Annotated in this window: 23 protein-coding genes and 1 riboswitch; of the genes, 2 read left to right on the plus strand and 21 right to left on the minus strand. The window is 32.0% G+C overall.

Annotation, left to right across the window (positions count from 1 at the left end):
* Nucleotides 1-3 precede the first annotated feature (3 nt).
* The 11 genes from aroB to cmk all read right to left on the minus strand — a co-directional run bounded on the left by aroB (nucleotide 4) and on the right by cmk (nucleotide 10710).
* Nucleotides 4-1068, minus strand: coding sequence for a 3-dehydroquinate synthase (gene aroB, locus LIX58_RS10465; protein ID WP_126566902.1), 1065 nt, complete (start codon nucleotides 1066-1068; stop codon nucleotides 4-6).
* Nucleotides 1069-1103: 35 nt separating this feature from the next.
* Entirely contained in the window at nucleotides 1104-2270 is a 1167-nt protein-coding gene (aroC, locus tag LIX58_RS10470; protein ID WP_226386318.1) for a chorismate synthase, read from the minus strand.
* A 205-nt stretch (nucleotides 2271-2475) separates the two neighbouring features.
* A complete protein-coding gene (gene ndk / locus LIX58_RS10475) occupies nucleotides 2476-2925 on the minus strand; it encodes a nucleoside-diphosphate kinase (RefSeq protein ID WP_126566904.1) in 450 nt (149 codons plus the stop codon).
* Nucleotides 2926-3084: 159 nt separating this feature from the next.
* Nucleotides 3085-4041, minus strand: a complete 957-nt coding sequence (locus LIX58_RS10480; protein ID WP_126566905.1) for a polyprenyl synthetase family protein — start codon at nucleotides 4039-4041, stop codon at nucleotides 3085-3087.
* Nucleotides 4042-4053: 12 nt separating this feature from the next.
* Nucleotides 4054-4773 carry a demethylmenaquinone methyltransferase gene (locus tag LIX58_RS10485; protein ID WP_154836855.1) on the minus strand — a complete coding sequence of 240 codons (720 nt, stop codon included), beginning with the start codon at nucleotides 4771-4773 and terminating at the stop codon, nucleotides 4054-4056.
* 11 nt (nucleotides 4774-4784) lie between these two features.
* Entirely contained in the window at nucleotides 4785-5354 is a 570-nt protein-coding gene (locus LIX58_RS10490) for a heptaprenyl pyrophosphate synthase subunit A (protein WP_154836857.1), read from the minus strand.
* Between the two features lie 224 nt (nucleotides 5355-5578).
* The gene (locus LIX58_RS10495; RefSeq protein ID WP_103298232.1) at nucleotides 5579-5851 is read right to left on the minus strand and encodes an HU family DNA-binding protein; all 273 of its coding nucleotides are present in this window, start codon (nucleotides 5849-5851) and stop codon (nucleotides 5579-5581) included.
* A 170-nt stretch (nucleotides 5852-6021) separates the two neighbouring features.
* The gene (locus tag LIX58_RS10500) at nucleotides 6022-7020 is read right to left on the minus strand and encodes an NAD(P)H-dependent glycerol-3-phosphate dehydrogenase (protein WP_126566908.1); all 999 of its coding nucleotides are present in this window, start codon (nucleotides 7018-7020) and stop codon (nucleotides 6022-6024) included.
* A gap of 15 nt (nucleotides 7021-7035) precedes the next feature.
* The gene (gene der / locus LIX58_RS10505; RefSeq protein WP_154836859.1) at nucleotides 7036-8346 is read right to left on the minus strand and encodes a ribosome biogenesis GTPase Der; all 1311 of its coding nucleotides are present in this window, start codon (nucleotides 8344-8346) and stop codon (nucleotides 7036-7038) included.
* Between the two features lie 213 nt (nucleotides 8347-8559).
* The gene (rpsA, locus tag LIX58_RS10510) at nucleotides 8560-9738 is read right to left on the minus strand and encodes a 30S ribosomal protein S1 (protein WP_226386319.1); all 1179 of its coding nucleotides are present in this window, start codon (nucleotides 9736-9738) and stop codon (nucleotides 8560-8562) included.
* 309 nt (nucleotides 9739-10047) lie between these two features.
* Nucleotides 10048-10710: a (d)CMP kinase gene (gene cmk, locus LIX58_RS10515; protein ID WP_154836861.1), complete on the minus strand. Its 663-nt coding sequence runs from the start codon at nucleotides 10708-10710 to the stop codon at nucleotides 10048-10050.
* 76 nt (nucleotides 10711-10786) lie between these two features.
* Here cmk and LIX58_RS10520 point away from each other — a divergent pair, with 76 nt between their 5' ends.
* Entirely contained in the window at nucleotides 10787-11755 is a 969-nt protein-coding gene (locus LIX58_RS10520) for an asparaginase (RefSeq protein WP_126566912.1), read from the plus strand.
* Between the two features lie 56 nt (nucleotides 11756-11811).
* Here the strand turns inward: LIX58_RS10520 and ypdA are convergent, their stop codons facing one another.
* The 4 genes from ypdA to LIX58_RS10540 all read right to left on the minus strand — a co-directional run bounded on the left by ypdA (nucleotide 11812) and on the right by LIX58_RS10540 (nucleotide 17198).
* Nucleotides 11812-12798, minus strand: a complete 987-nt coding sequence (gene ypdA, locus LIX58_RS10525) for a bacillithiol disulfide reductase YpdA (protein WP_126566913.1) — start codon at nucleotides 12796-12798, stop codon at nucleotides 11812-11814.
* Between the two features lie 285 nt (nucleotides 12799-13083).
* Nucleotides 13084-14724 (minus strand): elastin-binding protein EbpS, encoded by a 1641-nt coding sequence (gene ebpS, locus LIX58_RS10530; protein WP_154836863.1) that lies wholly within the window; start codon nucleotides 14722-14724, stop codon nucleotides 13084-13086.
* A gap of 148 nt (nucleotides 14725-14872) precedes the next feature.
* Nucleotides 14873-16252, minus strand: coding sequence for a RecQ family ATP-dependent DNA helicase (locus tag LIX58_RS10535; protein WP_154836865.1), 1380 nt, complete (start codon nucleotides 16250-16252; stop codon nucleotides 14873-14875).
* On the minus strand, nucleotides 16239-17198 hold the full coding sequence (locus LIX58_RS10540) for a helix-turn-helix domain-containing protein (protein ID WP_154836867.1): 960 nt from the start codon (nucleotides 17196-17198) through the stop codon (nucleotides 16239-16241). The genes LIX58_RS10535 and LIX58_RS10540 overlap by 14 nt, the downstream gene beginning before the upstream one ends.
* Before the next feature lie 109 nt (nucleotides 17199-17307).
* Here LIX58_RS10540 and LIX58_RS10545 point away from each other — a divergent pair, with 109 nt between their 5' ends.
* On the plus strand, nucleotides 17308-17556 hold the full coding sequence (locus tag LIX58_RS10545; RefSeq protein WP_002449743.1) for a ferredoxin: 249 nt from the start codon (nucleotides 17308-17310) through the stop codon (nucleotides 17554-17556).
* 167 nt (nucleotides 17557-17723) lie between these two features.
* Here the strand turns inward: LIX58_RS10545 and LIX58_RS10550 are convergent, their stop codons facing one another.
* The 6 genes from LIX58_RS10550 to LIX58_RS10575 all read right to left on the minus strand — a co-directional run bounded on the left by LIX58_RS10550 (nucleotide 17724) and on the right by LIX58_RS10575 (nucleotide 23194).
* Nucleotides 17724-18269, minus strand: coding sequence for an ECF transporter S component (locus tag LIX58_RS10550; protein ID WP_126566917.1), 546 nt, complete (start codon nucleotides 18267-18269; stop codon nucleotides 17724-17726).
* A 64-nt stretch (nucleotides 18270-18333) separates the two neighbouring features.
* A riboswitch (FMN riboswitch) is annotated at nucleotides 18334-18460 on the minus strand.
* A 128-nt stretch (nucleotides 18461-18588) separates the two neighbouring features.
* Entirely contained in the window at nucleotides 18589-20343 is a 1755-nt protein-coding gene (locus LIX58_RS10555; protein WP_154836869.1) for an ATP-binding protein, read from the minus strand.
* Entirely contained in the window at nucleotides 20324-21049 is a 726-nt protein-coding gene (locus tag LIX58_RS10560) for a response regulator (protein ID WP_126566919.1), read from the minus strand. Before LIX58_RS10560 ends, LIX58_RS10555 begins: the two co-directional genes overlap by 20 nt.
* A gap of 147 nt (nucleotides 21050-21196) precedes the next feature.
* Nucleotides 21197-21934 (minus strand): pseudouridine synthase, encoded by a 738-nt coding sequence (locus LIX58_RS10565; protein ID WP_154836871.1) that lies wholly within the window; start codon nucleotides 21932-21934, stop codon nucleotides 21197-21199.
* Nucleotides 21931-22470, minus strand: coding sequence for an SMC-Scp complex subunit ScpB (scpB, locus tag LIX58_RS10570; RefSeq protein WP_126566921.1), 540 nt, complete (start codon nucleotides 22468-22470; stop codon nucleotides 21931-21933). Before scpB ends, LIX58_RS10565 begins: the two co-directional genes overlap by 4 nt.
* Entirely contained in the window at nucleotides 22463-23194 is a 732-nt protein-coding gene (locus LIX58_RS10575) for a segregation and condensation protein A (RefSeq protein WP_154836873.1), read from the minus strand. Before LIX58_RS10575 ends, scpB begins: the two co-directional genes overlap by 8 nt.
* Between the last annotated feature and the right edge of the window lie 72 nt (nucleotides 23195-23266).

Raw genomic sequence — 23266 nt, forward strand, 5'->3', positions numbered from 1 at the left:
CACCTACTTTGCTAAAGATTGTAATTCATTGAAAGCATTCATTAACACATCTTTACTCACATGATGAACAGAGGGTTTACCTATGGTTTCAAGTAGCACCATTTGAATACCTTCACCATTATTCTTCTTGTCAGTTAGCATGTAATTATATAAATCTTCGAAATCTAAATCATTAATAATAGTGACAGGATAATGCAGTTGATTAATATAATCCCAATAATGTTGAATATCGAAATCAGCATTGAGCATCGCATTAGATACAATAAATTGATATATCATTCCTATCATAATAGCGTGACCATGAGGAATTTTATGCTTATATTCAACTGCGTGACCAAACGTATGTCCTAAATTTAGATATTTGCGCATGTTTTGTTCTTTTTCATCTTTAATAATAATATTTAATTTCGTTTTAATACCTTTAAATATAAATTGATCTATTTCTTTGAGTGACTGCAATTTCTCTTTGTTTGAAAAGTGCTTTTCAATATCGTCTACTGCCACTTGTCCTGTTAATAGCGCATGTTTATATACTTCAGCATAACCGCTTAATATCTCTTCATATGGTAACGTTTGTAAGAAATCTAAATCATAAATAACAGCCTTTGGTCTATAAAATGAGCCAATAAGGTTTTTCCCATGTGAAGAATTAATGCCTACTTTACCACCAACACTTGAATCGTGCGCCAGTATAGTTGTTGGTACCTGGATAAAATCTACACCTCTTAAAAGCGTAGATGCAAGAAATCCAGTGAAATCACCAGTTGCTCCACCACCGATTGCTACTAAACATGTATTTCTGGTAAGTTGATAGCCTAATAATTTTTCAATTACTTCATAATAATGGTGGAAGGTTTTCATTTTCTCACCAGCAGGTACAGTTAATTTGAAAATATTAGATTGCGTAAGTAAAGATTCAAATTTACTTTTGAAATTAAAATCTACATACTCGTCAATAATAAGAAAAACTTTATCATATTCTTGTATATAGTCTGTTAAATAATCAAATGCATGATGTTCAACGATAATAGGATAATTATTATTAGGATATGTCGTTTGTAATTGCATAAAAAGACCTCGATTCTTACAAATAAATAATATTATTAAAATTCAATATTAAGTTTTCTACGCTCTGAAATTTGTTCTTTTAATTGATCGATATGATTTGATTGAAACTCTTCAAGTAATGCTTTAGCAACTTCAAATGCAACTACATGTTCACAAACCACGCTAGCTGCAGGTACTGCACAACTATCAGAGCGTTCAATTGTAGCTTTAAAATCTTCTTTCGTGTTAATATCTACTGAATTTAAAGGTTTATAGAGTGTTGGAATAGGTTTCATTACACCATTAACAATAATCGGCATACCATTTGTCATACCCCCTTCAAATCCACCTAAGTGATTTGAACCTCTGTAAAAACCTTTTTCAGAATCATATAAAATTTCATCTTGAATTTCACTGCCTGGTTTTTCAGCTGCTTTAAAACCTTCACCAAAGCTAACCCCTTTAAAGGCATTAATACTTACGACGCCTTGAGCAATACGACCATCCAATTTACGGTCATAATGCACATAGCTTCCTACACCGATAGGCATATTTTCTACCATAACTTGCACAACACCACCGATAGAGTCACCTTCTTTTTTAGCTTCATCTATCTTATCGCGCATTTTTTGAGCAATAGTATCGTCGATGACACGAACATCATTTTTATCAATGTTTTGTTTGAAAGTTTCCTCATCATATAATCCTTCGTCTTTAACCCCACCTATTTCAACTACACGACTATATGTATGAACATCTAATTGTTGTAGTAAAATTTTAGCAACAGCTCCTACAGCTACACGGGCAGCTGTTTCTCTTGCAGAAGATCGTTCTAAAACATTTCTTAAGTCACGATGATTATATTTCATACCACCAATCAAATCAGCGTGACCTGGACGTGGTTTAGTAATAGTACGTTTCATATTTTGTCGTTCTTCATCGCTAATAGGCTCAATGCCCATAATATTTCTCCAATGCGTAAAATCATCATTTTTAACTACTATTGTAACGGGACTACATAATGTGTAACCGTTTCTTACGCCAGAGACAATCTCGACAGCGTCTTTTTCAATTTGCATTCGACGGCCTCTGCCATAACCACCTTGTCGTTTAAACATTTCTTTATTAATATCTTCAGCTTTGATTTCTAAATTTGCAGGTACACCTTCAATAATTACTGTTAATTGAGGACCATGTGATTCTCCTGATGTTAAATATCTCATGAGAAAACGCTCCTTTCCTTTACTACGTTAAATTGTAATATGTGTTATCATATCATATTCACAGTTAGAACATAACTAATGTTTTAGATATTGAATGAATTTGTGTGAATATTTAAATAACTTATGGTTCAATATATTCCAAAAAAATAAGAGTAACACTCTCTAAAGGCGCGCTACTCTTATCTTTAAAATTTATATTTAGAAATTATTCATATAACCAAGTATCTCTAGTTGCTTCATAATCACTTAATTCTTCTTCTTTGAACCATAAACCAATTTCACGTGTTGCAGACTCAACTGAATCAGAACCATGAATCACATTTCTACCTACTGTTAAGCCTAAATCTCCTCTAATAGAACCTGGTGTTGCTTCAGAAGGATTTGTTTTACCAATGATATGTCGAGATACGTCTACTGCATCTTCCCCTTCAACTACCATTGCAAAAACGGGTGCTGATGTAATAAATGAGATTAATTTATTATAGAAAGGTTTATCTTTATGCTCAGCATAATGTTCTTCCGCTAATGATTGAGGTACTGTCATTAATTTAGCTCCAACCAATTTTAGCCCTTTACGCTCAATACGCGTGATAATTTCTCCAATTAAATTACGTTGTACCGCATCCGGCTTAATCATTAAAAAAGTTCTTTCCATTGTGGTTCCCCCTATGTTTTAGACATAAAAATTTTTTGAAAATTAGATTACTTTATTTGTACCATTTATGTATAAAAACTTGTTTTTTAATAAAAAACAACCTGCTACTTCTTAATAGTAACAGGTTGATAAAGCGCTTTCAATATATTTTCATACTCATTATACATTTCGTGATCCCATTTTTTTAATAAGTTTAATAAATAAATTTTGTGCATTTGATTCATTCAATTGATCAATTAAATTGAGTGCTTTTTTTAAGTATTTATCACTGATTTCTTTAGATTGTTGAATACTATCAGATTCTCTAATACGAGAAATAATCGGAGAGAACTCTTCAGAATTCGTTTGATGGTTTAAAGCTGCAATTTGTTGTTTAAATGTTGGGTCTTTTCGCATTTCTAATAATACTGGTAACGTAATATGACCATTCATTAAATCACTGCCTACTGGTTTACCTAGTTTCTTTTCCGTGCTAGTGAAATCCAATATATCATCGACAATTTGAAAGCTCATTCCAATATAATGTCCAATCATTTTCAATTTGTAAATCGTTTCATCATCAGCTTCAGACGTAATTGCTCCTACTTCAGTAGCAAGTTGAATCAATAATGCAGTTTTACGATTGATACGTCGTAAATAGTTTGTAATAGTTTGATTACTGTTAAATTGATCTTGAAATTGGAAAAGTTCTCCTTTACATACGTCTACAATTGCATTAGATATAATATGATGTACGCGATTATCTTGTATTTCAGAAAGATGTTGTAGACCTAAAGCTAATAAGAAATTACCTGTTAAAATCGCAGTAGTAGTATCCCATTTTTTTACAATAGTTAATCGGCCACGGCGTTTATCACTTTTATCAATGACATCATCATGAACAAGTGTAGCCATATGAATTAATTCTAACGCTACAGCTACACGGTAAGTATCTTCAGTATTCTTTTTTGGGCCAAATTGACTACTCAATATAACAAATGCCGGTCTTACACGTTTACCACCTGACGATAGTAAATGGAAAGTTGCTTCTTGTAATACTGAATCATTGCTTTTGATAGCATGTTGAAGCCGTTTCTCTACATTCTTAATTTCACTATTCATGTTTAACTTTGCCACGTTAATCACCTTTTATTTTGTAGAACTTTTTTGTTTATAGCCTAGGTGCATTGCAGCAACGCCCCCTGTGAAGCTACGGACTTTGATATTGTTAAAACCAGCTTGTTCAAATAGACGTTTTAATTTTTGTTTATCAGGAAAATTAAACGTCGATTGTTGTAGCCATTCATATTCTTCTTTAGATTTGGCAAATAATTTACCGAAGATAGGCATTACAAATTTAAAATATAATTTGTACACTTGTTTGAACACAGGCATCGTAGGTTGACTTGTTTCTAGACATACAACCATGCCACCTGGTTTAAGCACTCTGTTCATTTCTTTTAATGCAACTAAATAATCAGGTACATTACGTAAACCGAAACCAATAGTTACATAATCAAATGAATTATCCTCAAATGGTAAATCCATAGCATCACCATGAACTAAATGAATATTATCCATTGATTTTGTTTTCTCTTTACCTACTTCAAGCATATTTTCACTAAAGTCTAAACCAGTCACTTCGCCATTAGGTCCAACTGCTTTACTTAACGCAATCGTCCAATCTGCAGTACCACAGCAGACGTCAAGTGCCTTACTATTGGCTTTTACGTTCATATCTTTCATTACGCGTTTGCGCCAAACTTTATGTTGCTCGAAACTAATAATATTATTTAATCGATCATATTTTTTTGAAATATTTTGAAACACTGTATGGACTTGTTCTTTATTTGCTTTATTTTCAGCCATTTATAATACCTCTACTTTTTTTCTATATAGCTTTGTTTAATTGATTTAAAAAATTGGTCTACTTCATTTTCAGTATACATCTTTAAATATGAAGGATAATACGATTCCACATTTTCAAATAAAGAATGGAAAATATCAATTTCTGATATTGATTGATTGCTAAAATGTGAAAGCGTAATAATAGGGAAAATAGTTTCTATTTTAATTATTGCTTCATAAATATCTTGTACTTCTAGGGATTGATGATGTAATGAAGATTTTAGTTCATTAGATTTAACAATTGCCTGACTAATAGCTAATTGAAATGCAGAATCATCAATTTCAGCTAATAATGTGTAAAAATGAGCACTTAATAAATCCCCAATTAATATAGATTTCTTAGATAATTTATTATGTGAAATTTCATCAAGATGTTTCATTGAAGTATCGATAGTGAGGCAAGCGAGTTTAGCATTCTCTGGGATATCGTAGCTATCTAATAAATCACTTAAATTACTATTAATATGAATTGATTCATAGTCAGTGATTCCCATAAGCCTTTGATCAATTTGTCTATTTAATATGCTTAATGTTCGTTCCATGTTCACACCTCACGTTATTATCACTATACATCTTAACATTATATCTATAAAAATAAAATATAGCGACTTCACAGGAATAAAACTTTATGAATAAACATCTTTTATATAGAAATATTCATGTATGAAATGTATTAAAATGATCAAGTTTTAATATGTATATACAGATATCTTTAAAAGAATTATATGTATAAATAAAAAAGCCCTCGAAGGGCTTTTTAAGTAAATTATTTTACAGCATCTTTTAATGCTTTACCAGCTTTGAATGCTGGAACTTTACTTGCAGGAATTTCGATTTCTTTACCTGTTTGAGGGTTACGTCCTTTACGTGCAGCACGTTCACGTACCTCAAAGTTTCCGAAACCAATTAATTGAACTTTTTCACCTTTAGAAAGTGAGCCTTGGATTGATTCGAAAACAGCGTCTACAGCTGCACCAGCTTCTTTTTTAGTTAAATCAGCTTGTTCAGCAACCGCGTTGATTAAATCAGTTTTATTCATTATGAATTCACCTCCAGATGAATGATAATGATATCTTTTTATATCATTATGCTATGACTTTAACACAAGAATTGGCATTACCGCAACGATTTAAACGCTCAAAACACTGAAATATCAGCTTTTATACACTCAATTCAAAGAAATTTTACAATAAAGTGTAATTTAACACCTTATTCAGCTTTTTTATCGCGTCCCATTAAATCTTTAACGCTATCTTTTACAGGTTTATTTTCAAATAAAACCTTATATAAAGCATTAGTAATAGGCATGTCAACATGTTGTTCTTTAGCTAGATGGTAAACTGAATTAGTCGTATAAATTCCTTCTACAACCATATTCATTTCACTAAGCGCTTCTTCAGTCGTCTGGCCTTTCCCTAATTTATAGCCAAGCGTAAAATTACGAGAATGTGTAGAAGTACAAGTTACAATTAAATCTCCAATACCGCCTAAACCTAAAAACGTCATTGGATCGGCACCCAACTTTTCCCCTAATCTACTAATCTCAGCTAAACCTCTAGTCATTAAAGCTGCTTTAGCATTATCTCCGTAGCCCATACCGGCTACAATTCCACTAGCTACAGCAATAATATTTTTTAAAGCGCCACCTAATTCTACACCTACTAGATCATTGTTTGTATATACACGTAAATAATCGTTCATGAATAAATCTTGGATAAGCTTACTAATTTTTTCATCTTTAGAAGAAGCAGCTACAGTTGTTGGTTGTTTAATAACAACTTCTTCGGCATGGCTAGGACCAGATAGTACGCCAATACCTCCATTGTGGTTTTCTGAAATTGAGTCTTCAATCATTTCAGAAACACGTTTGAAAGTATCATTTTCTATACCTTTAGCAACATGAATAAAAATCTTCTTTGAATCAATAAGTTGATCAATTTGACTTGTAATTTCTCTAATTGCTTTTGTAGGGAGAGCGATTAAATAGATATCAGTAAAATCTACAGCCTCTTTAATATCAGAAGTTGCTCGAATACCTTCATCCAGTTTAGCTTCTTTTAAATATCGTTTATTTTGATGATGTTTATTTAGTTCATCAACACTTTCTTCATTCTTCCCCCACATTAAAACAGTGTGACCATTTTCAGCTAGTACATTAGCGAGTGCAGTACCAAAGCTTCCCATACCAAAAACAGTAATCTTAGTCATAGTGAAATCTCCTTTTTAATTTCTTCTACGTGGAATGATGTGAATTGGTGTACCTTCAAATCCGAACGCATTTCTGATTTGGTTTTCAAGATAACGTTTATAAGAAAAATGCATTAATTCAACATCATTAACAAAAACAACAAACGTTGGAGGTTCAATAGCAACTTGAGTTGTATAGAATACATTCAATCTGCGACCTTTATCCGTTGGCGTAGGATTCATTGAGATCGCATCCGTTACTACTTCATTAAGTGTAGAACTTTGAACACGTTTTTTATGATTTTCACTTGCCTCGTTAATATAAGGGAATAACGTACGTAAACGTGTTCTTTCTTTCGCAGATACAAAGGCGATTTGAGCATAATCTAAGAATTGAAATTGATTACGGACGTCATCCGCAAATTTTTTCATCGTATTACTATCTTTTTCAACAGTATCCCATTTATTAACGACAATAACGATAGCTTTACCTTCTTCATGGGCATAACCAGCTACACGTTTATCTTGTTCAATAATACCTTCTTCAGCATCAATTACGATTAATACAACATTAGAGCGTTCAATAGCTTTAAGTGCACGCAATACTGAATATTTCTCAGTTGATTCGTATACTTTCCCTTTTTTACGCATACCAGCTGTATCTATCAAGACATAATCTTGGCCATCATAGCTATACTCAGTATCTACAGCGTCTCGAGTTGTACCTGCAACATTAGAAACAATAACACGTTCTTCGCCTAATATCGCATTGACTAAACTTGATTTCCCTACATTCGGACGTCCAATAATTGATAAGCGAATTGTATCTTCGTCATAAGGTTCTTCCGTATCTTCTTTAAAATGTTTCACCACTTCATCTAGTAAATCCCCTAGTCCTAATCCGTGAGAACCAGAAATTGGATAAGGATCGCCAAATCCTAATGAGTAGAAATCAAAAATATCATTTCGCATTTCAGGATTATCGACTTTATTAACCGCCAATACTACTGGCTTTTTAGATTTATATAACATTTGAGCGACCATTTCATCACTTTGCGTTAAACCTTCACGTACATTAACCATAAAGATAATAACGTCAGCTTCATCAATGGCAATTTCTGCTTGTGCTCTAATTTGGGTTTGAAAAGGCGCATCACCAATTTCAATACCACCTGTATCAATAATATTAAATTCATGTGTTAACCATTCACCTGATGAGTAGATACGATCACGAGTGACACCAGGTGTATCTTCAACGATTGATACACGCTCACCTACTACTCTATTAAATATTGTAGATTTCCCTACGTTTGGTCTACCTACAATAGCTACAATAGGTTTCGTCATAAGCTAACTTCCTCTCTATCTAAAATCTATATAATTTTATCATATGACTTACTGATTTAAAACTAACTATATAACGTCTATCTTTAAATTCTTTTCTGATATGCTCATCTATGTTTATCCTTAACATAAATTATCCACTTAATATAAAAAAATCCCAATTAAAGGGATTAAACTTTAATTGGGAGATACATTAGTTAAAATTTAAATGTCATATTAGAATTTTAAATCTTTAAATTTGTCACCGAAAACGTCCCCTAATGTTGGGTTATCGTCATCAGTATCATTGCTTAAATAACTTTGAGTTGTAGCTTCATCGCTTTCGATTAAATCTCCTTTAGGTAAAGTAGCTTTAATTGATAAAGAAATACGTTCATTTTCTTCATCAATACCTAAAATTTTAACGTTTACTTGTTGACCTGGTTCTAAAACCTCACCTGGCGTACCGATATGTTTATGGTCGATTTCAGAAATATGAACAAGACCTTGTACACCTGGAGCAATTTCCACAAATGCACCGAAGTTTGCTAAACGAACGACTTTACCTTCGATAACATCATCTTCATGGAATTCACCTTTAATACGTTCAAATGGAGTTGGGAGCGTATCTTTGATTGATAATGAAATACGTTCAGAATCTTTTTCAACAGATTTTACTTTAACATCTACTTCTTGACCTACAGAAACAACATCTTCTGGAGAATCAACATGCTCATGAGAAAGTTCTGAAACGTGAACTAAACCATCTACGCCACCAATATCCACAAATGTACCAAAGTTAGTTAAGCGAGCAACTTTACCTTTAATAACATCGCCTTCATTAAGTGACTCTAATAATGAAGCTTTTTTAACATCGTTTTCAGCTTGCTCTACAGCTTTACGGCTTAAAATGACTCTATTATTTTCTGGGTCTAATTCTTCAACTTTAATGCGAATTGTTTGTCCCTCAAATACAGAGAAATCTTCAATGAAATCAGTTGAAATTAGAGAAGCAGGTACGAAACCTCTTTGACCAACGTCAACAACTAATCCACCTTTAACTACTTCAGTAACTTTAGCTTCAATCACTTCATCATTATCAAGTTTTTCTTGTAAATATTCATATGATTTTTCAGTTTCAAGTTGACGTTTTGATAAGATATATGCACCAGAGTCATTTTCTTCATCAATTTCAATTTTAGTAACATATGCTTCAACCTCATCGCCTTCTTTAACCACTTCATTAGGGTTCTCGATGTGATGAGTTGAAAGTTGGCTAATTGGAATAATACCATTATATTTAGCACCATCAATATGCACTACAACTTGTTTGTCTTCAACTTGTTGAACCTTTCCAGTGACTTTGTCACCTTCTTTAATATCATTAATCATTGATTCATTGAATTCTTCAGTCATCTTGTTTGCCTCCTTATACACTACATAACTATAACATCTTATAAACTAACAGAATTGTCAAGAAATTCCCCTTTAGTTTCATAAGTTTTTAAAAAAGATATCAATTTTTAAAATTATTTAATGTTGAGCAATCAGTTATTTGTATTATTGATTATTAATAATAATTTTTCATCAATATGATATATTTTAGGTTATAGTTATTTATCATTTTCTTTCTCATTAATAATTATATAAGACAAAAAAAGCTATTTAAAATAATTCGCATTATCCATAATGAATAACACGAATTAATTTAAATAGCTGTGTATATTATTTTCTTAAATTGTTTACCATTGTCATGATTTCATTAGTAACTTCTTCGATGGTTTTACTAGTTGTATCAAGAGTAATTGCATCATCAGCTTTTCTTAACGGTGAAATTTCACGGTTCATATCATAGTGATCTCTGTCAGCAATTTCCTGTTTTAACTGTTCTAATTTTGAAGGTATGCCGCGCTCCTCATTTTCTTTTTGACGTCTTTCAGCACGTTCTTCAACAGATGCAATCATGTACACTTTTAATTCGGCATCAGGAAGGACTACTGTACCAATATCTCTTCCATCCATTACGATACCTTTCTTAGCTGCTAAATCTTTTTGTTTTTCAACCGCAAAAGTTCGAACGGGTTCTTTAGATGCAACATAAGATACATTTTGTGTGACATCATTTTCACGTAAATAGTCAGTAACATCTTGATTATCTAGTATAATACGTTGTCCTTTAGCATCATCATATTTTAATTCTAACGTAGTGTTATTAACAAGTTTTTGAAAATCTTCCGGACGTTGTTGTTGTAAGTATTTATAAGTAATAGCACGATACATTGCTCCAGTATCCACATATATCATTGATAATTTACTAGCTACTCGTCTAGCGATGGTACTTTTACCTGCAGCTGCAGGGCCGTCCAATGCAATATTAATTGACTCCATGATTATTTTTCCTTCCTTGTTGTTTTATTTGTATTATTTTATCATAAATATGTAAATTAAAAATAGGAGGAATTTAATGAAACATCTTCTTGTTATCCATACAGGCGGGACGATTAGCATGTCTCAAAATCAATTTAGTCAAGTAGTGACTAATGAGGTAAATCCCATCTCATTACATAAAGATATTATTAATGAATATGCTCATGTAAATGAAGTTCATCCATTTAATATTCCCTCTCCACATATTACAATTCAACATATTATTGAACTACGTAATACCATACTACAGTCTTCTAAAGAGAATATATATGATGGTTTTGTCATTACACATGGCACTGATACGTTGGAGGAAACAGCGTATTTATTAGATTTACTTATTAACATCAAACAACCAATTGTTATTACTGGTGCGATGAGATCTTCAAATGAAATTGGTGCAGATGGCTTATATAATTTTATTTCTGCTATAAGAGTAGCCTCATCGGATGAAGCTCGTGAAAATGGTGTAATGGTAGTATTCAATGATGAAATACATACGGCTAGAAATGTTACTAAAACACACACATCGAACATTAATACATTTCAAAGTCCTAATCAAGGACCATTAGGTATTCTGACTAAAGATAATATTCATTTTTATAGTCGTCCGTATCAACAACAGGCGTTGAAAATGATTGATACAGAAAAAAATGTGCCACTTTTAAAGGCCTATATGGGTATGCAAAGTGATGTTTTAAAATTTTATGCAGAGCGACAAGTGGATGGAATAGTTATTGAAGCGCTTGGACAAGGAAATTTGCCACCAAGTTGCCTAGAAGGTATCGAGGCTTGTTTGAATAATAATATCCCTATCGTTATTGTATCGCGTTCATTTAATGGAATAGTTAGTCCAGTATACGCTTATGAAGGTGGCGGATATTACTTATCTAAAAAAGGATTAATCTTTTCAAATGGTTTAAATGGTCCTAAAGCAAGATTGAAATTATTGGTCGGTTTAAGTAATGATATGAACTTAGAAACGCTAGAAACTTATTTTGAACAGTAATTTATAAATTAAAAGCGGAACAGACAATGATATCTGTTCCGCTTTTGTTGCTTTGTTTAGCTTTCAAGTGGCGTTTGTTTTTTACTTAATATACTTTGAGTAATAATACCGCCGTGATATTTCCCATTTTCAATGAAAATAGAGTTATTGTCATTTCCAGCAGCAATAACCCCCGCTATATAACAATTCTCAACATTTGTTTCAAACGTTTCTTTGTTATGAACAGGCGCGGTACCAAATTCATTTGTATTAATTTCAATGCCGATAGAACGTAAGAATTCATAATCTGGATGATAGCCTATCATCGCAAACACATAATCATTTGGAATTTCAATTGTTTTACCATTTTTTTCATAGATAACGCTATCTTCAGTAATTTCAATTACGTTTGCATTAAATTCCATTGTAATCTTTTCATGATTTACTAATGATTCAAAGTTCGGTAAAATCCATGGTTTAATAGCTGCTGAATAGCGATCTCCTCTATAAAGTACGGTCACTTTAGCGCCTGCTTTTTCTAATTCAAGTGCGGCATCAACTGCAGAGTTTTTACCGCCAATCACTGTTACATGTTGATTGAAGTATGGATGTGCTTCTTTAAAATAATGTTGAACTTTAGGTAAATCTGCGCCTTTAACTTCCAACGTATTGTGTTGACCGTAATACCCAGTTGCAACAGTTAAAAATTTACATTCATAGACGTCTTTAGTAGTAGTAATCGTAAATTTGTTATCGATTTTTTTAACAGTTAAAACTTCTTCGAAAGCGTTAACTCTTAAATTATGGTGTTTAACTACCTCTCTATAATATACAAGAGCTTGATTTCGACGTGGCTTACTTTCTTCAACGATAAAAGGTATATCGCCAATACTTAATTTATCACTTGAAGAGAAGAACGTTTGGTGTGTTGGATATTTATAAATTGCATCCACTATATTACCTTTCTCTATTACAAGTGTTTCAATACCCTTTTTCTTTTGCTCGATTGCAGCGCTTAAACCGCATGGGCCTCCACCGATAATAATACTCTCAACGATTTGCATGTTTTTGGCCTCCTTTAATCACCAATATATTATAGCAGTTAAGTCCCTTTTTCTAAATAGAAAAACATTTACAAGTTATAAGATAGTAAATTAATAAAGCAAACAATAAAATAGGAGCAGAACAGAAATTAAAATAATTTCATCGTCCTGCCCTAGGGATGACTAGATATGAGAAAAGATGAATTTAAGCGCATTTTCATATCAATCAGCTACTGCCAAATGTAAAAAAGACTGGGACAATTAATAATTGTCCCAGCCTGTTCTCTAGAATTAATTTTAAATAGCTTATTGAGGAATAACTAATTTTTCACCGTTAGTGATATTGTTACTTGTTAAACCATTAGCTTGTTTAATTTTATTTACATTTTCAATTGTACCTTGACCATAATATTGAATAGCAATACGGTATAAGTTTTCATTACCTGATACTACGTGTGTTTGTTGACCAGCAGTAGCATTATTTGATTGATTGTTATTACCATTTGAATTTTGGCTATTATTTTGAGTAGCCTGTGAATTACCATTGTTATTATCGCTATTACTATTATTATCAGAAGAGTTATTTGAACTATTTTCTGAAGAAGATGCACTATTATTTTCATTTGTTGTTGCGCCAGTTGAAGCACTGTTATCTTTGTCTTTAGCTGCGCTGTTTTCAGAAGATTTATCTTCAGTTGTCGCATTTTCATCAGATTTATTATCATTTACATTTGATTTTTCGTTTGATTCGCTTGATTTATCGGCTTTATTATCTTCAGTAGTTTTATCTTTTGAGTTATCTTTTTCATCAGATTTTTGTGAAGTTTGCTCTGTAGTATTCTCTTCTTTAGTGCCATCCTTATCTTTATTATCATTATTTAAATACATACCAATGAAGATAGCTAAAGCAGCTAAAATTAATAACAATGCAAGTAATGGTAATAAAATACCCATTAATCCACGTTTTTTCTTACCATCGTGAGCTTGGAAGCTATCATGATTATCATATCTATCATTATCACGATAATCGTCACGGTGGTTACGTGATTCATTATGATGGTCATCACGTGTATTATGATGATCTAAGTCATTATCTTTAGAATGGTGTTTTTTATTTTTAGAAGCAGCTACACCTGCAGCTCCAGCAGCTCCGGCAGCACCTGCACCAATTGCAGCTTTTTTGCCTTTACTATGTTTTTTATGGTTGTCACGTGCACGATTTGTATCGTCATCATATTTATCATTATCACGATCACGAGAATTTCTATCATTATCTAAGTGATCTCTGTCATCGCGATAATCTTTTCTGTTATCACGAGAATCTACACGATTGTTTTTACGATTTTTCTTCTTATTTTTATTATGACCCGCAGCAGCTCCGGCAGCTCCAGCACCACCAGCAATTGCAGCATCTTTACCGTTAACTAAGCGATCATCTTGATCATGTTCAAGATTTTCATCATGACGTTGATCTCTTCTGATATCTCTACCATCTCTACGATTTCTGTAACCATCTTCTTCTTGATCAAAATCACGATGACGACGGTCATTATCATTTAAACGGTCATTTTCAAAATCATCTTCGAAGTCATCATAATTGTTAGAACGTCTATCGTTATTACGATGATTTCTGTTTGAATAATCTGATTTATTTTCAAAGCGATCATTATGTACGTCTTCAAAAGCTTCTTCATCGTAACGATCGTCTAATGACCCTTCATTGTTGTAGTCATTTGGTTGGTCATCAAATTTCTTACTACGATTTGTTGCTTGATTACGTCTTCTTTGACGTCTTTGTGCATTTCTTGGTGGAAATTGTTGGTCTGATTGATTATCAAATTCATCGATAGTTTCATCAGAGTTGTGATTTGTATGTTCGAATTGATCGTCTGAATCAATTGATTGACGATTTTTTTCGAAGTCATCTCTAAAATTATTTTTAGACATGGCTAACATCCTTTCTTAATTAATTATTTAATTGTCACATACTTTATACCCTTGAATATAGCAAATATGTATCATTTTTAACATTTTTTATAAAACATTTGGTGATTTAATTATATCCTGTATAAAATATCATAGTAAAGAAAAGCACCTAATATTTGAATAAATTTTTAAGTTTTTCATTATAACTAAATTTTCTCTTTACTTTTTTTCTATTAAAACAATTTAGAGAAGTTAAGTTAGAATCAATATCGCAACATTGGTTAGGCTTAGCAGGTACTTCTCCAAAGAACTCAAGTAAGTAACTTCTTCGACATTGATCGAGACTTGTATAACCAATCATGCGTTGATAGCCTAGCTTTTTACGGATTAATGATGTTTTAAATATTTTTTTAAGCTGTATAATTGAATATCTTTGGCGCAAAACGTCTAATATCTCTTGTTTATTAGGAGGTAAAAAGGCACCTAAATCATAGGCTTCTACATCTTCAGCTAAAATCGCATCATTAAATAGCAGCGTTTCAAGAATAAAACTATCATCAGGTTGGAAAAGACTAATGGCTTGACTTTGTTTTCCGTCTCTTCCTGCTCTACCGATTTCCTGTAAATAATTTGATGGACTCGTGGATAAGTGAAAATGAATTACAGTGCGAATGTCCTTTTTATTTACTCCCATTCCAAAAGCACTTGTTGCAACAATGACAGGAATAAAATTATTAATAAATTGTTGTTGCACAGTATGACGTTCTTGATAAGATAAATCACCATGATAAATTCCAGTTAGATAACCTTTTTTATAAATGAGATTAGCCAGTTCGAAACACATTTTCTTAGATGAAACATAAATAATTGTAGGTCCTGAAGTTTCCAAGAATTCGAGCAACCAAGTGATTTTGTCATCATCACTTTCAAAATTGATGTGAGAAAATGAAATATTATCTCTATTCATGGTAGTTTTGATAGTTTTAAACTTAATTTTTAAAATTGTTTCTAAATCTTCTGGGAGATGTGGTGGTGCTGTAGCTGTGAGCGCTAATATGGTTGCAGATTTGAAAAACTGTGTAATCTGTCCTACTAACGCATAATGTGGACGAAAATCATATCCCCATTCAGATAAACAGTGTGCTTCATCTAATACAATTAATCCAAAATTGATTTGATTGATAAGCTCAAAATGATTAGATTGTAATAAAAATTCTGGACTTAAAAATATAAAGCGACTTTTCTTTAATAAGTTGATATTTTCCTTTTTTTCTTGCTCTTCCATACCAGAATGAATATAGCTGACATGCTTTTCACCTTGTGCTTTCAGTTGCATGACTTGGTCATCCATTAATGATATTAAGGGAGAAATAATAAGCGTAGGCTGTTGTTTCATATAAGTTGGAAATTGGTAACATAAACTTTTACCACTACCAGTTGGTAGAACGCCTAGCGTGTGTTGGCCATTAAGAATGCTTTCAATTATTTCACGTTGCCCTGGATTAAAAGCGTCATACCCAAACCATTCTTTAAGCTTATCTTCCAACATTAATATCACCTCTTTCGATACCTACAATAATTAATTTGATTTGAAAATATGATAATTGCTTGAATTGATTTTTATATATTTTCAAACGTTCCCCTCTATTATTAACGTAAAATTTTTCAAAATCATAAATGAAATGTTCATCAACATAATCAGTATACTCATGGAAATAGCCTTTAATGAATAACTCCAATACATGATCTTCTATAGTATTCACTTTCACATTTTGTATTACAGCAACTTCATCCATTGTGATCCCTCGAAGCAATTGCTTTTGTGATAATGCCGTTTTATTTAATAACGGAGGTAATATAATTAACTTAGAAAGTATTGGAAATTGGTCCTTTTGTTCGAGGGCATACATCATTTCCACTAAATCGTTAAGTTCTAATGTAAATAAATCCGTTATAGGAATATCTTCAATTAGACTCACTTGTTGACGCGTATACATTTGCTCATCAAAACCTTGTAAGTAATAATGGATATAACAGCAATTGTCATTTTGAGTATAAATAGTATGAAATAATTGTGATAATTCTTCTTGGAAATCTTCAATTAACTCATGATTTATAATATCTAAATAAACCTGTTTCACGCGTTGTTGAACTTTTAATTGCTGGGAAATAGGAATAAAATTCAGCTCATTATTAAGATAATGAGTGATAGATTGAACTAATAATTGAATACAACTATAAGTATTGATTAAACTATCATATGTAAATCTTGTATGAATTTTAAGTTGAATTTGATTACTTTCATTATTTTGAACATATCGCTCAAAAGACGGATATTTTAATTTAGGAAAACTGTGATATAATGATAAAAGTTGTTGAGAACAAGCATCAAAAAATGTTTGATGTGATTTTTTTCCGCATAATATATTGTAAATACTTTTATCAGTTTTATAATTAAATGTGTGTCTATACGCATATGAAAAGATATCGTACATAGGTGAATCCTCACTTTATGAAACTTATAAATTAGAAATTAAATTAATCGATGTCTGAATTATCATTTGTTATACTAGTGTAGCATTTTTATCAAAGGAGGCGAAAAAATTGGCAAAGTATACAATCGTTGATATGGATACCTGTATAGCTTGTGGTGCATGTGGCGCAGCAGCACCAGATATTTATGATTATGACGACGAAGGTATTGCTTTCGTAATCCTTGATGATAATCAAGGTACTGCAGAAGTACCAGAAGAATTATATGAAGATATGGAAGACGCTCTTGAAGGTTGTCCAACAGATTCAATTAAAATTGAAGAGGAACCATTCGATGGCGATGCATTAAAATTTGAATAGTAAGTTAAATTTGATTATATCACTATATTATATAGATAGCCGACAAAGTTGCATGCTTTGTCGGTTTTATTTTTTATTTCGAAATGCCTTGAGTATAAATTAGGCACGAAATTGAAAAAGACTGGAACCTTAGTGAGTCCAGTCTCGATTTCAAATAAATTCATATTCTATTTAAGAACTCTTTTTAAACGTTGATATAAAAGTATAAAAATAATAGAAATGATAATTCCTTTAATGATGTTGAAAGGAATGATTCCAGATAAAATTATAATTTTTAAATTGGTAAAGACATCGCCTAAGTTAAAAATCATGCCATATAAAGGTAATAAGACGAAGTAATTTAAAATACTTAGAACAACTGTCATAACAATCGTACCTACCGCTAAACCAATGACTAAGGAACGATTAGAATGAGAGAATTTTTTCTTACTAACATAATAAGCAGATAATAAGAAACTTACACCAGCTAAAAAGTTAGCAACGGGCCCTACAGGATCTCCCATATTAAAAATAAAATTTAATATATTTTTTACTAAAGCTACTATGACACCTGCTAAGGGGCCAAATGTAAATGTAGCTAATAATGTTGGTACATCACTAAAGTCTAATGTTAAGTATGGTGGTAAAAAAGGCAATGGAAATTTTATAAATGTTAATATAAATGCAATTGCGCTTAACATACTTATAGTAATGAGGCGTTTATTTTGTTGCATATTCAATTTTCTCCTTCCATTCATCTTGCATAGAATAGGAGGATAATTTTGCACAACAAAAAACCTCCATCTTCTCCCATCCAGACTATACTGTCGGCTTCAGATTTACACTGAATCAGCCACTTCAAAGAAGCGGGTCGCAGGCTTATTTTACTGCCGGTCGGGACTCTCACCCTACCCCGAAGATGAATTTCGTATTTATTAATTTAAATTAAATATTACATTAAGGAAAAAGTTTGTGCAATACTCATGCTCAATTCAAAATAAAATTCCCACTTAATCTTTTAGTTTTTAAAGATTAAGTGGGTCAAAGTAATGATTATTCAGGTTTAGGTAATTTAATAATAAAAGTTGTTCCCTTACCTAATGTACTTTCTACGGAAATATTACCACCATGTTCTTCGATAATCATTTTACAAATGAATAATCCTAAACCAGTACCTTGTTTACCACGTGTTCTTGAGGCTTCTACTTTATAAAACCTATCAAAGACTAAATCAAGATGTTCAGGTGCAATACCGCTACCAGTATCCTTTACATACAGAATTTGATAATTATCATCTTCTGAAGTCATGATACTGATTTTGTCACCCGGTTTAGTATAACGCGTCGCATTATCAATCAAATTAGTAAGTACTTGATCAATACGATCAGCATCATATTCCCATGGTGTCTCATCCACATTTGGAAGTAAATTCATATCAATTTCTAAATCATGGGCTTGTTGTCTATATTTCATTTGAATTTTAGATAGCAAGGGCTTAATAGGCTGAACTTCTTTATTTACAGTTAAACCTTCAGCATCCATACGAGCTACATTGAGTAATTCATTAACAAGACGATTCAATCGTTTTGTTTCATCTAATACAATTGATAGAGAATCTCTGATCTCCTCAGGTTCTGTTACGATACCGTCTACAATAGACTCAGTGTAACCCTGTAATAAAGAGATAGGTGTACGTAATTCATGAGATACATTAGCAATGAAATCTTTTTTCATTTGATCGAGATTGTGCTCATTGGTCATATCTCTAATAATAACTACAATGCCACTGCGTCCATCTTGTTGAATACGAGGAATATAGCTCATAATAAATACGTAAAATTTACCATTAAATTCATAACCTTGGAATTCAGTAGTTTTTGAAGTAAATGTTATTTCAATTTGTTTCTCAATTTTTTTATAGGTCGTTTTATCAATAGTTGGGATAATGTCATCTGCCATTTTATTAGATAAGATGACTTCCCTATTATCATTAATTCCTAATACGCCCTCTACCATTGAATTAATTAAGCTATCACGAATATTTCTTTGAGTTGAAATAGCTTCAATATGCTCTTGAATCTCATAGCTCATATTGTTAAAAGTTCGTGATAATTCTCCGATTTCATCTTTTGTTGATACAGTCGTCTTTTGAGAATAATCTCCTTTTGACACGTTAAATGCTTGTGTGCGCAATTGTCGTAAAGGTTTAGTAATTTTATTTGATAAGAAGAAAGCAAACACAGTTGAAGTTGCCAAGAAAATAATGGCAGTAATTAAAATAATAATGGTAATCGCATTATTAGTATCTTCAATTGTTTTTAAATCTTGATAAATAAACACGCCACTGTATTTGGAGTTACTATGATCTTGTGGTTGCATTGGATAACCTAATAATATATATGAACGTGAGTTTCCTTTATGATTAATTGTAACGTTCTGAGTAGCGGACTCGCCTTTAGTAAAAACTTTATTAAAATGACTATCATTATGAATTTCTTTCAACATTTTATTTTTCAATGGGGTATTTGTTGTTTCAGCGTCCATACTCTTATCTGCCATAATAATTACGCCACCAGACCCATCGATAAGTTGTTGGCTGTGTTCAATGGCTAACTGCTTATTGTCTGCATGCTCTACTAAATGACTGATTCTAGAGGCATCAGATCTGATTTCGTTTTCCGTTTGCTGAGTATAATAATATTGAATAAATGTGATTAAGGCAGCACTCAATAAAATTAAAACTGTCGTTACTATAAGAATTATAGTTAACCACAGTTTTATAACTACACTATTTAGTCGGTTCGTCACTTGTTTTAACCTCAAATTTATAACCAACGCCCCAAACGGTTTGAATCATATGAGCAGCATCTGCAGAAACGCGATTTAGTTTTTCTCTTAAACGTTTTACGTGAGTATCAACAGTTCTTAAATCTCCATAAAATTCATAATGCCAAACCTCTTTAAGAAGTTGTTCACGATCAAATACTTTATTAGGTGTTTTAGCTAAATAGATAAGCAATTCATATTCTTTAGGCGTTAAATTAACTTGTTGGTTATCGGCTAACACTCTATGAGCGTCATTATCAATAACTAAGTGATTAAACTCAATAATATCTCTTGCGTGAGGTTCACTTTGTTCAGGTTTAGAAGATTGAGTTCTGCGCAATAATGCTTTAACTCTTAATACAACTTCTCTTGGAGAGAATGGTTTAACGATATAATCATCAGCCCCTGATTCAAAGCCTTCAACCCTATTCGTTTCTTCTCCTTTAGCTGTAAGCATAATAATAGGTGTATCTTTATGCTCACGCAATTTAGATGCCATTTCAATTCCATCCATTTCTGGAAGCATCAAGTCCAATAGAATGCACGCATAGTCATTTTCCATAGCAAGATTATATGCCTCTCGACCATCACTTGCTTCATGAATAGTAAACGATTCTCTTTCCAAATAGAGTTTCAATAATCTTCTAATTCTATCTTCATCGTCTACAATTAAAATTTCATTCGTCATTTTGCTCTACCTCCTACACATGCTCTTACTCTTCATATTATAGCACATAGACCTATTCAAATCTTTAATTTGTCCCTATATTGTGAAAAAAATATCAAATGAAATTTTGCGTAATTAATTTCATTTGATATTTGAATTAACGATATTTTATTTTCCGTTTTCAGCCATATGTCTTAATACTTTTACTTCATGAGGAGTTAAAACTCTACCTTCACCTGCGTTTAAACCTTTTAAATTTAAGTTTCCAAATTCAATTCTAGTTAATTTATCAACTTTATGGCCGAAGTGTTCGAACATACGTCTTACTTGTCTATTACGTCCTTCACTAATAGTAATTTCTACAAGCGTAGTATTCTTTTCTTTATCTTGTTTCTTGACTTTGACTTGTGCTGGTTGTGTGAAACCATCTTCAAGTTCAATACCATGTTCTAATGCTTTAACTTCTTCTCGCATAAGGTAACCTTTTAATTTGGCTACATATTTTTTTTGAATGTGATATCTTGGGTGTGTCATTAAGTTAGTGAATTCTCCATCATTTGTTAGTAATAACAACCCAGATGTATCATAATCTAATCGCCCAACTGGATATATACGTGTTTCTAAATCATCAAAGTAATCAGTGACTACTGTACGCCCTCTATCATCTGAGACGCTTGTGATAACTTGAGTGGGCTTATAAAATAAAATATACATTTTATCTTCTTGTTCAATTTTTATACCTTCAACTTCAACTGTGTCTGACGGTTTCACTTTTGTTCCAAGCTCAGTCACTACTTGCCCATTAACTTTTACTTTTCCTTCTGCAATTAAAGTTTCAGCTTTTCTGCGTGACGTATAACCACTATTAGCAATTCTTTTCTGTAATCTTTCTAATTCTTTGCTCATTTTGAGTCTCCTTTTTGGTTTATAAGGTTACTGAAGAAATCTTCCATTTCTTCTTCATCTTCTTCAGTAGTTGGTAAATCTTCAATTTTTTCAATTCCAAATACATTTAAAAATAGATCAGTCGTATTTAAAAGATGGCTTCGCGATTGTTCATTATCCTTAGCTTCAATTAATCCACGTGCGATGAGCGTACGAACTGCTCCATCTGAATTGATTCCTCTAATTAATTCTATATCACTTCTAGTTAAAGGTTGATTATATGCAATAATGGATAAAGTTTCCATGGCAGCTTGTGAAAGTTTCATGTTAGATTTTTGTTCAACCAACTGTTCTATATATGAAGCGGCTTCTTTTTTTGATGTTAAAATGTAAATGTTTCCGTACTTTTGAATAGCAAGTCCTTCTGACTGATAAGATTCAATAAGGTCGGATAAAGCTTTTAAATCGATATCTAATATTTCAGCTAGTTGAGTTGCTTCTAAACCTTCATCACCTACTGTATATAATAGTGCTTCTAAAATACCTATATTATCCAATGTTGAAATTCACTCCTCTAACGATGTTTATATCATCAAAACTTTTAGACTGTTCTAAGTTGATTAAACCAGCTTTTGACATTTCTAAAATAGCTAAAAAATGAGTCACTACGTGTTCAATAGGCTCATGAAATGTAAATAAGCTAAAGAAGTTGAATGATGATTTACTGCGCAATTGATGTGTTACCTTTTCAGTAGCTTGTTGAATGGTAAAAGACTCTTTTGTAATTTCCACAGTTTTTGGTGTATTTAAAGCCACTCTATTTTTAACACGTTGATAAGCTACAATTAAATCAGTTAAATCTATCGTTTGGTTACTATCCCAAGTTGTGTCTTTTTCAAGATGTGATAAATCAGTAGGATGTTTAGTAAAGTATAATTCACGTTCTTCTTTTTTGGCATTTAATAACATTGTATATTCTTTATAATTTTGATATTCAATTAATCTCCCTACTAAGTCTTCTCGGGGGTCTTCTTCTAACTCATCTACCGTTGCATGTTGAGGTAATAATAATTTACTTTTAATCATTAGTAGTTCCGAAGCCATAACTAAATATTCACTGGCCAAATTGATTTCTAGTTGTTTCATTGCATGTACATATTGCATATATTGTTCAGTTAGGGCTTTCATTGGTATATCATAAATATCAATTTCGTACTTTTGTATCAAATGTAATAATAAATCTAGAGGGCCATTAAAGGCATCTAACTTAACTTCATACATAATTATCGTCCTTATATTAATTCTGTGTCGTGCATAATTTACTAAAGTATTATAGCATGAATATCATAAACA

Source organism: Staphylococcus sp. Marseille-Q1834 (assembly GCF_916858875.1).
Lineage (GTDB): Bacteria > Bacillota > Bacilli > Staphylococcales > Staphylococcaceae > Staphylococcus > Staphylococcus pragensis.

Bases quoted from the DNA above. Each gene is read 5' to 3' on its own strand.
- aroB (WP_126566902.1), bottom strand. From the start codon at position 1,068: ATGCAATTACAAACGACATATCCTAATAATAATTATCCTATTATCGTT.
- aroC (WP_226386318.1), bottom strand. From the start codon at position 2,270: ATGAGATATTTAACATCAGGAGAATCACATGGTCCTCAATTAACAGTA.
- ndk (WP_126566904.1), bottom strand. From the start codon at position 2,925: ATGGAAAGAACTTTTTTAATGATTAAGCCGGATGCGGTACAACGTAAT.
- LIX58_RS10485 (WP_154836855.1), bottom strand. From the start codon at position 4,773: ATGGCTGAAAATAAAGCAAATAAAGAACAAGTCCATACAGTGTTTCAA.
- LIX58_RS10490 (WP_154836857.1), bottom strand. From the start codon at position 5,354: ATGGAACGAACATTAAGCATATTAAATAGACAAATTGATCAAAGGCTT.
- LIX58_RS10495 (WP_103298232.1), bottom strand. From the start codon at position 5,851: ATGAATAAAACTGATTTAATCAACGCGGTTGCTGAACAAGCTGATTTA.
- LIX58_RS10500 (WP_126566908.1), bottom strand. From the start codon at position 7,020: ATGACTAAGATTACTGTTTTTGGTATGGGAAGCTTTGGTACTGCACTC.
- der (WP_154836859.1), bottom strand. From the start codon at position 8,346: ATGACGAAACCTATTGTAGCTATTGTAGGTAGACCAAACGTAGGGAAA.
- rpsA (WP_226386319.1), bottom strand. From the start codon at position 9,738: ATGACTGAAGAATTCAATGAATCAATGATTAATGATATTAAAGAAGGT.
- cmk (WP_154836861.1), bottom strand. From the start codon at position 10,710: ATGGAGTCAATTAATATTGCATTGGACGGCCCTGCAGCTGCAGGTAAA.
- LIX58_RS10520 (WP_126566912.1), top strand. From the start codon at position 10,787: ATGAAACATCTTCTTGTTATCCATACAGGCGGGACGATTAGCATGTCT.
- ypdA (WP_126566913.1), bottom strand. From the start codon at position 12,798: ATGCAAATCGTTGAGAGTATTATTATCGGTGGAGGCCCATGCGGTTTA.
- ebpS (WP_154836863.1), bottom strand. From the start codon at position 14,724: ATGTCTAAAAATAATTTTAGAGATGACTTCGAAAAAAATCGTCAATCA.
- LIX58_RS10535 (WP_154836865.1), bottom strand. From the start codon at position 16,252: ATGTTGGAAGATAAGCTTAAAGAATGGTTTGGGTATGACGCTTTTAAT.
- LIX58_RS10540 (WP_154836867.1), bottom strand. From the start codon at position 17,198: ATGTACGATATCTTTTCATATGCGTATAGACACACATTTAATTATAAA.
- LIX58_RS10550 (WP_126566917.1), bottom strand. From the start codon at position 18,269: ATGCAACAAAATAAACGCCTCATTACTATAAGTATGTTAAGCGCAATT.
- LIX58_RS10560 (WP_126566919.1), bottom strand. From the start codon at position 21,049: ATGACGAATGAAATTTTAATTGTAGACGATGAAGATAGAATTAGAAGA.
- LIX58_RS10565 (WP_154836871.1), bottom strand. From the start codon at position 21,934: ATGAGCAAAGAATTAGAAAGATTACAGAAAAGAATTGCTAATAGTGGT.
- LIX58_RS10575 (WP_154836873.1), bottom strand. From the start codon at position 23,194: ATGTATGAAGTTAAGTTAGATGCCTTTAATGGCCCTCTAGATTTATTA.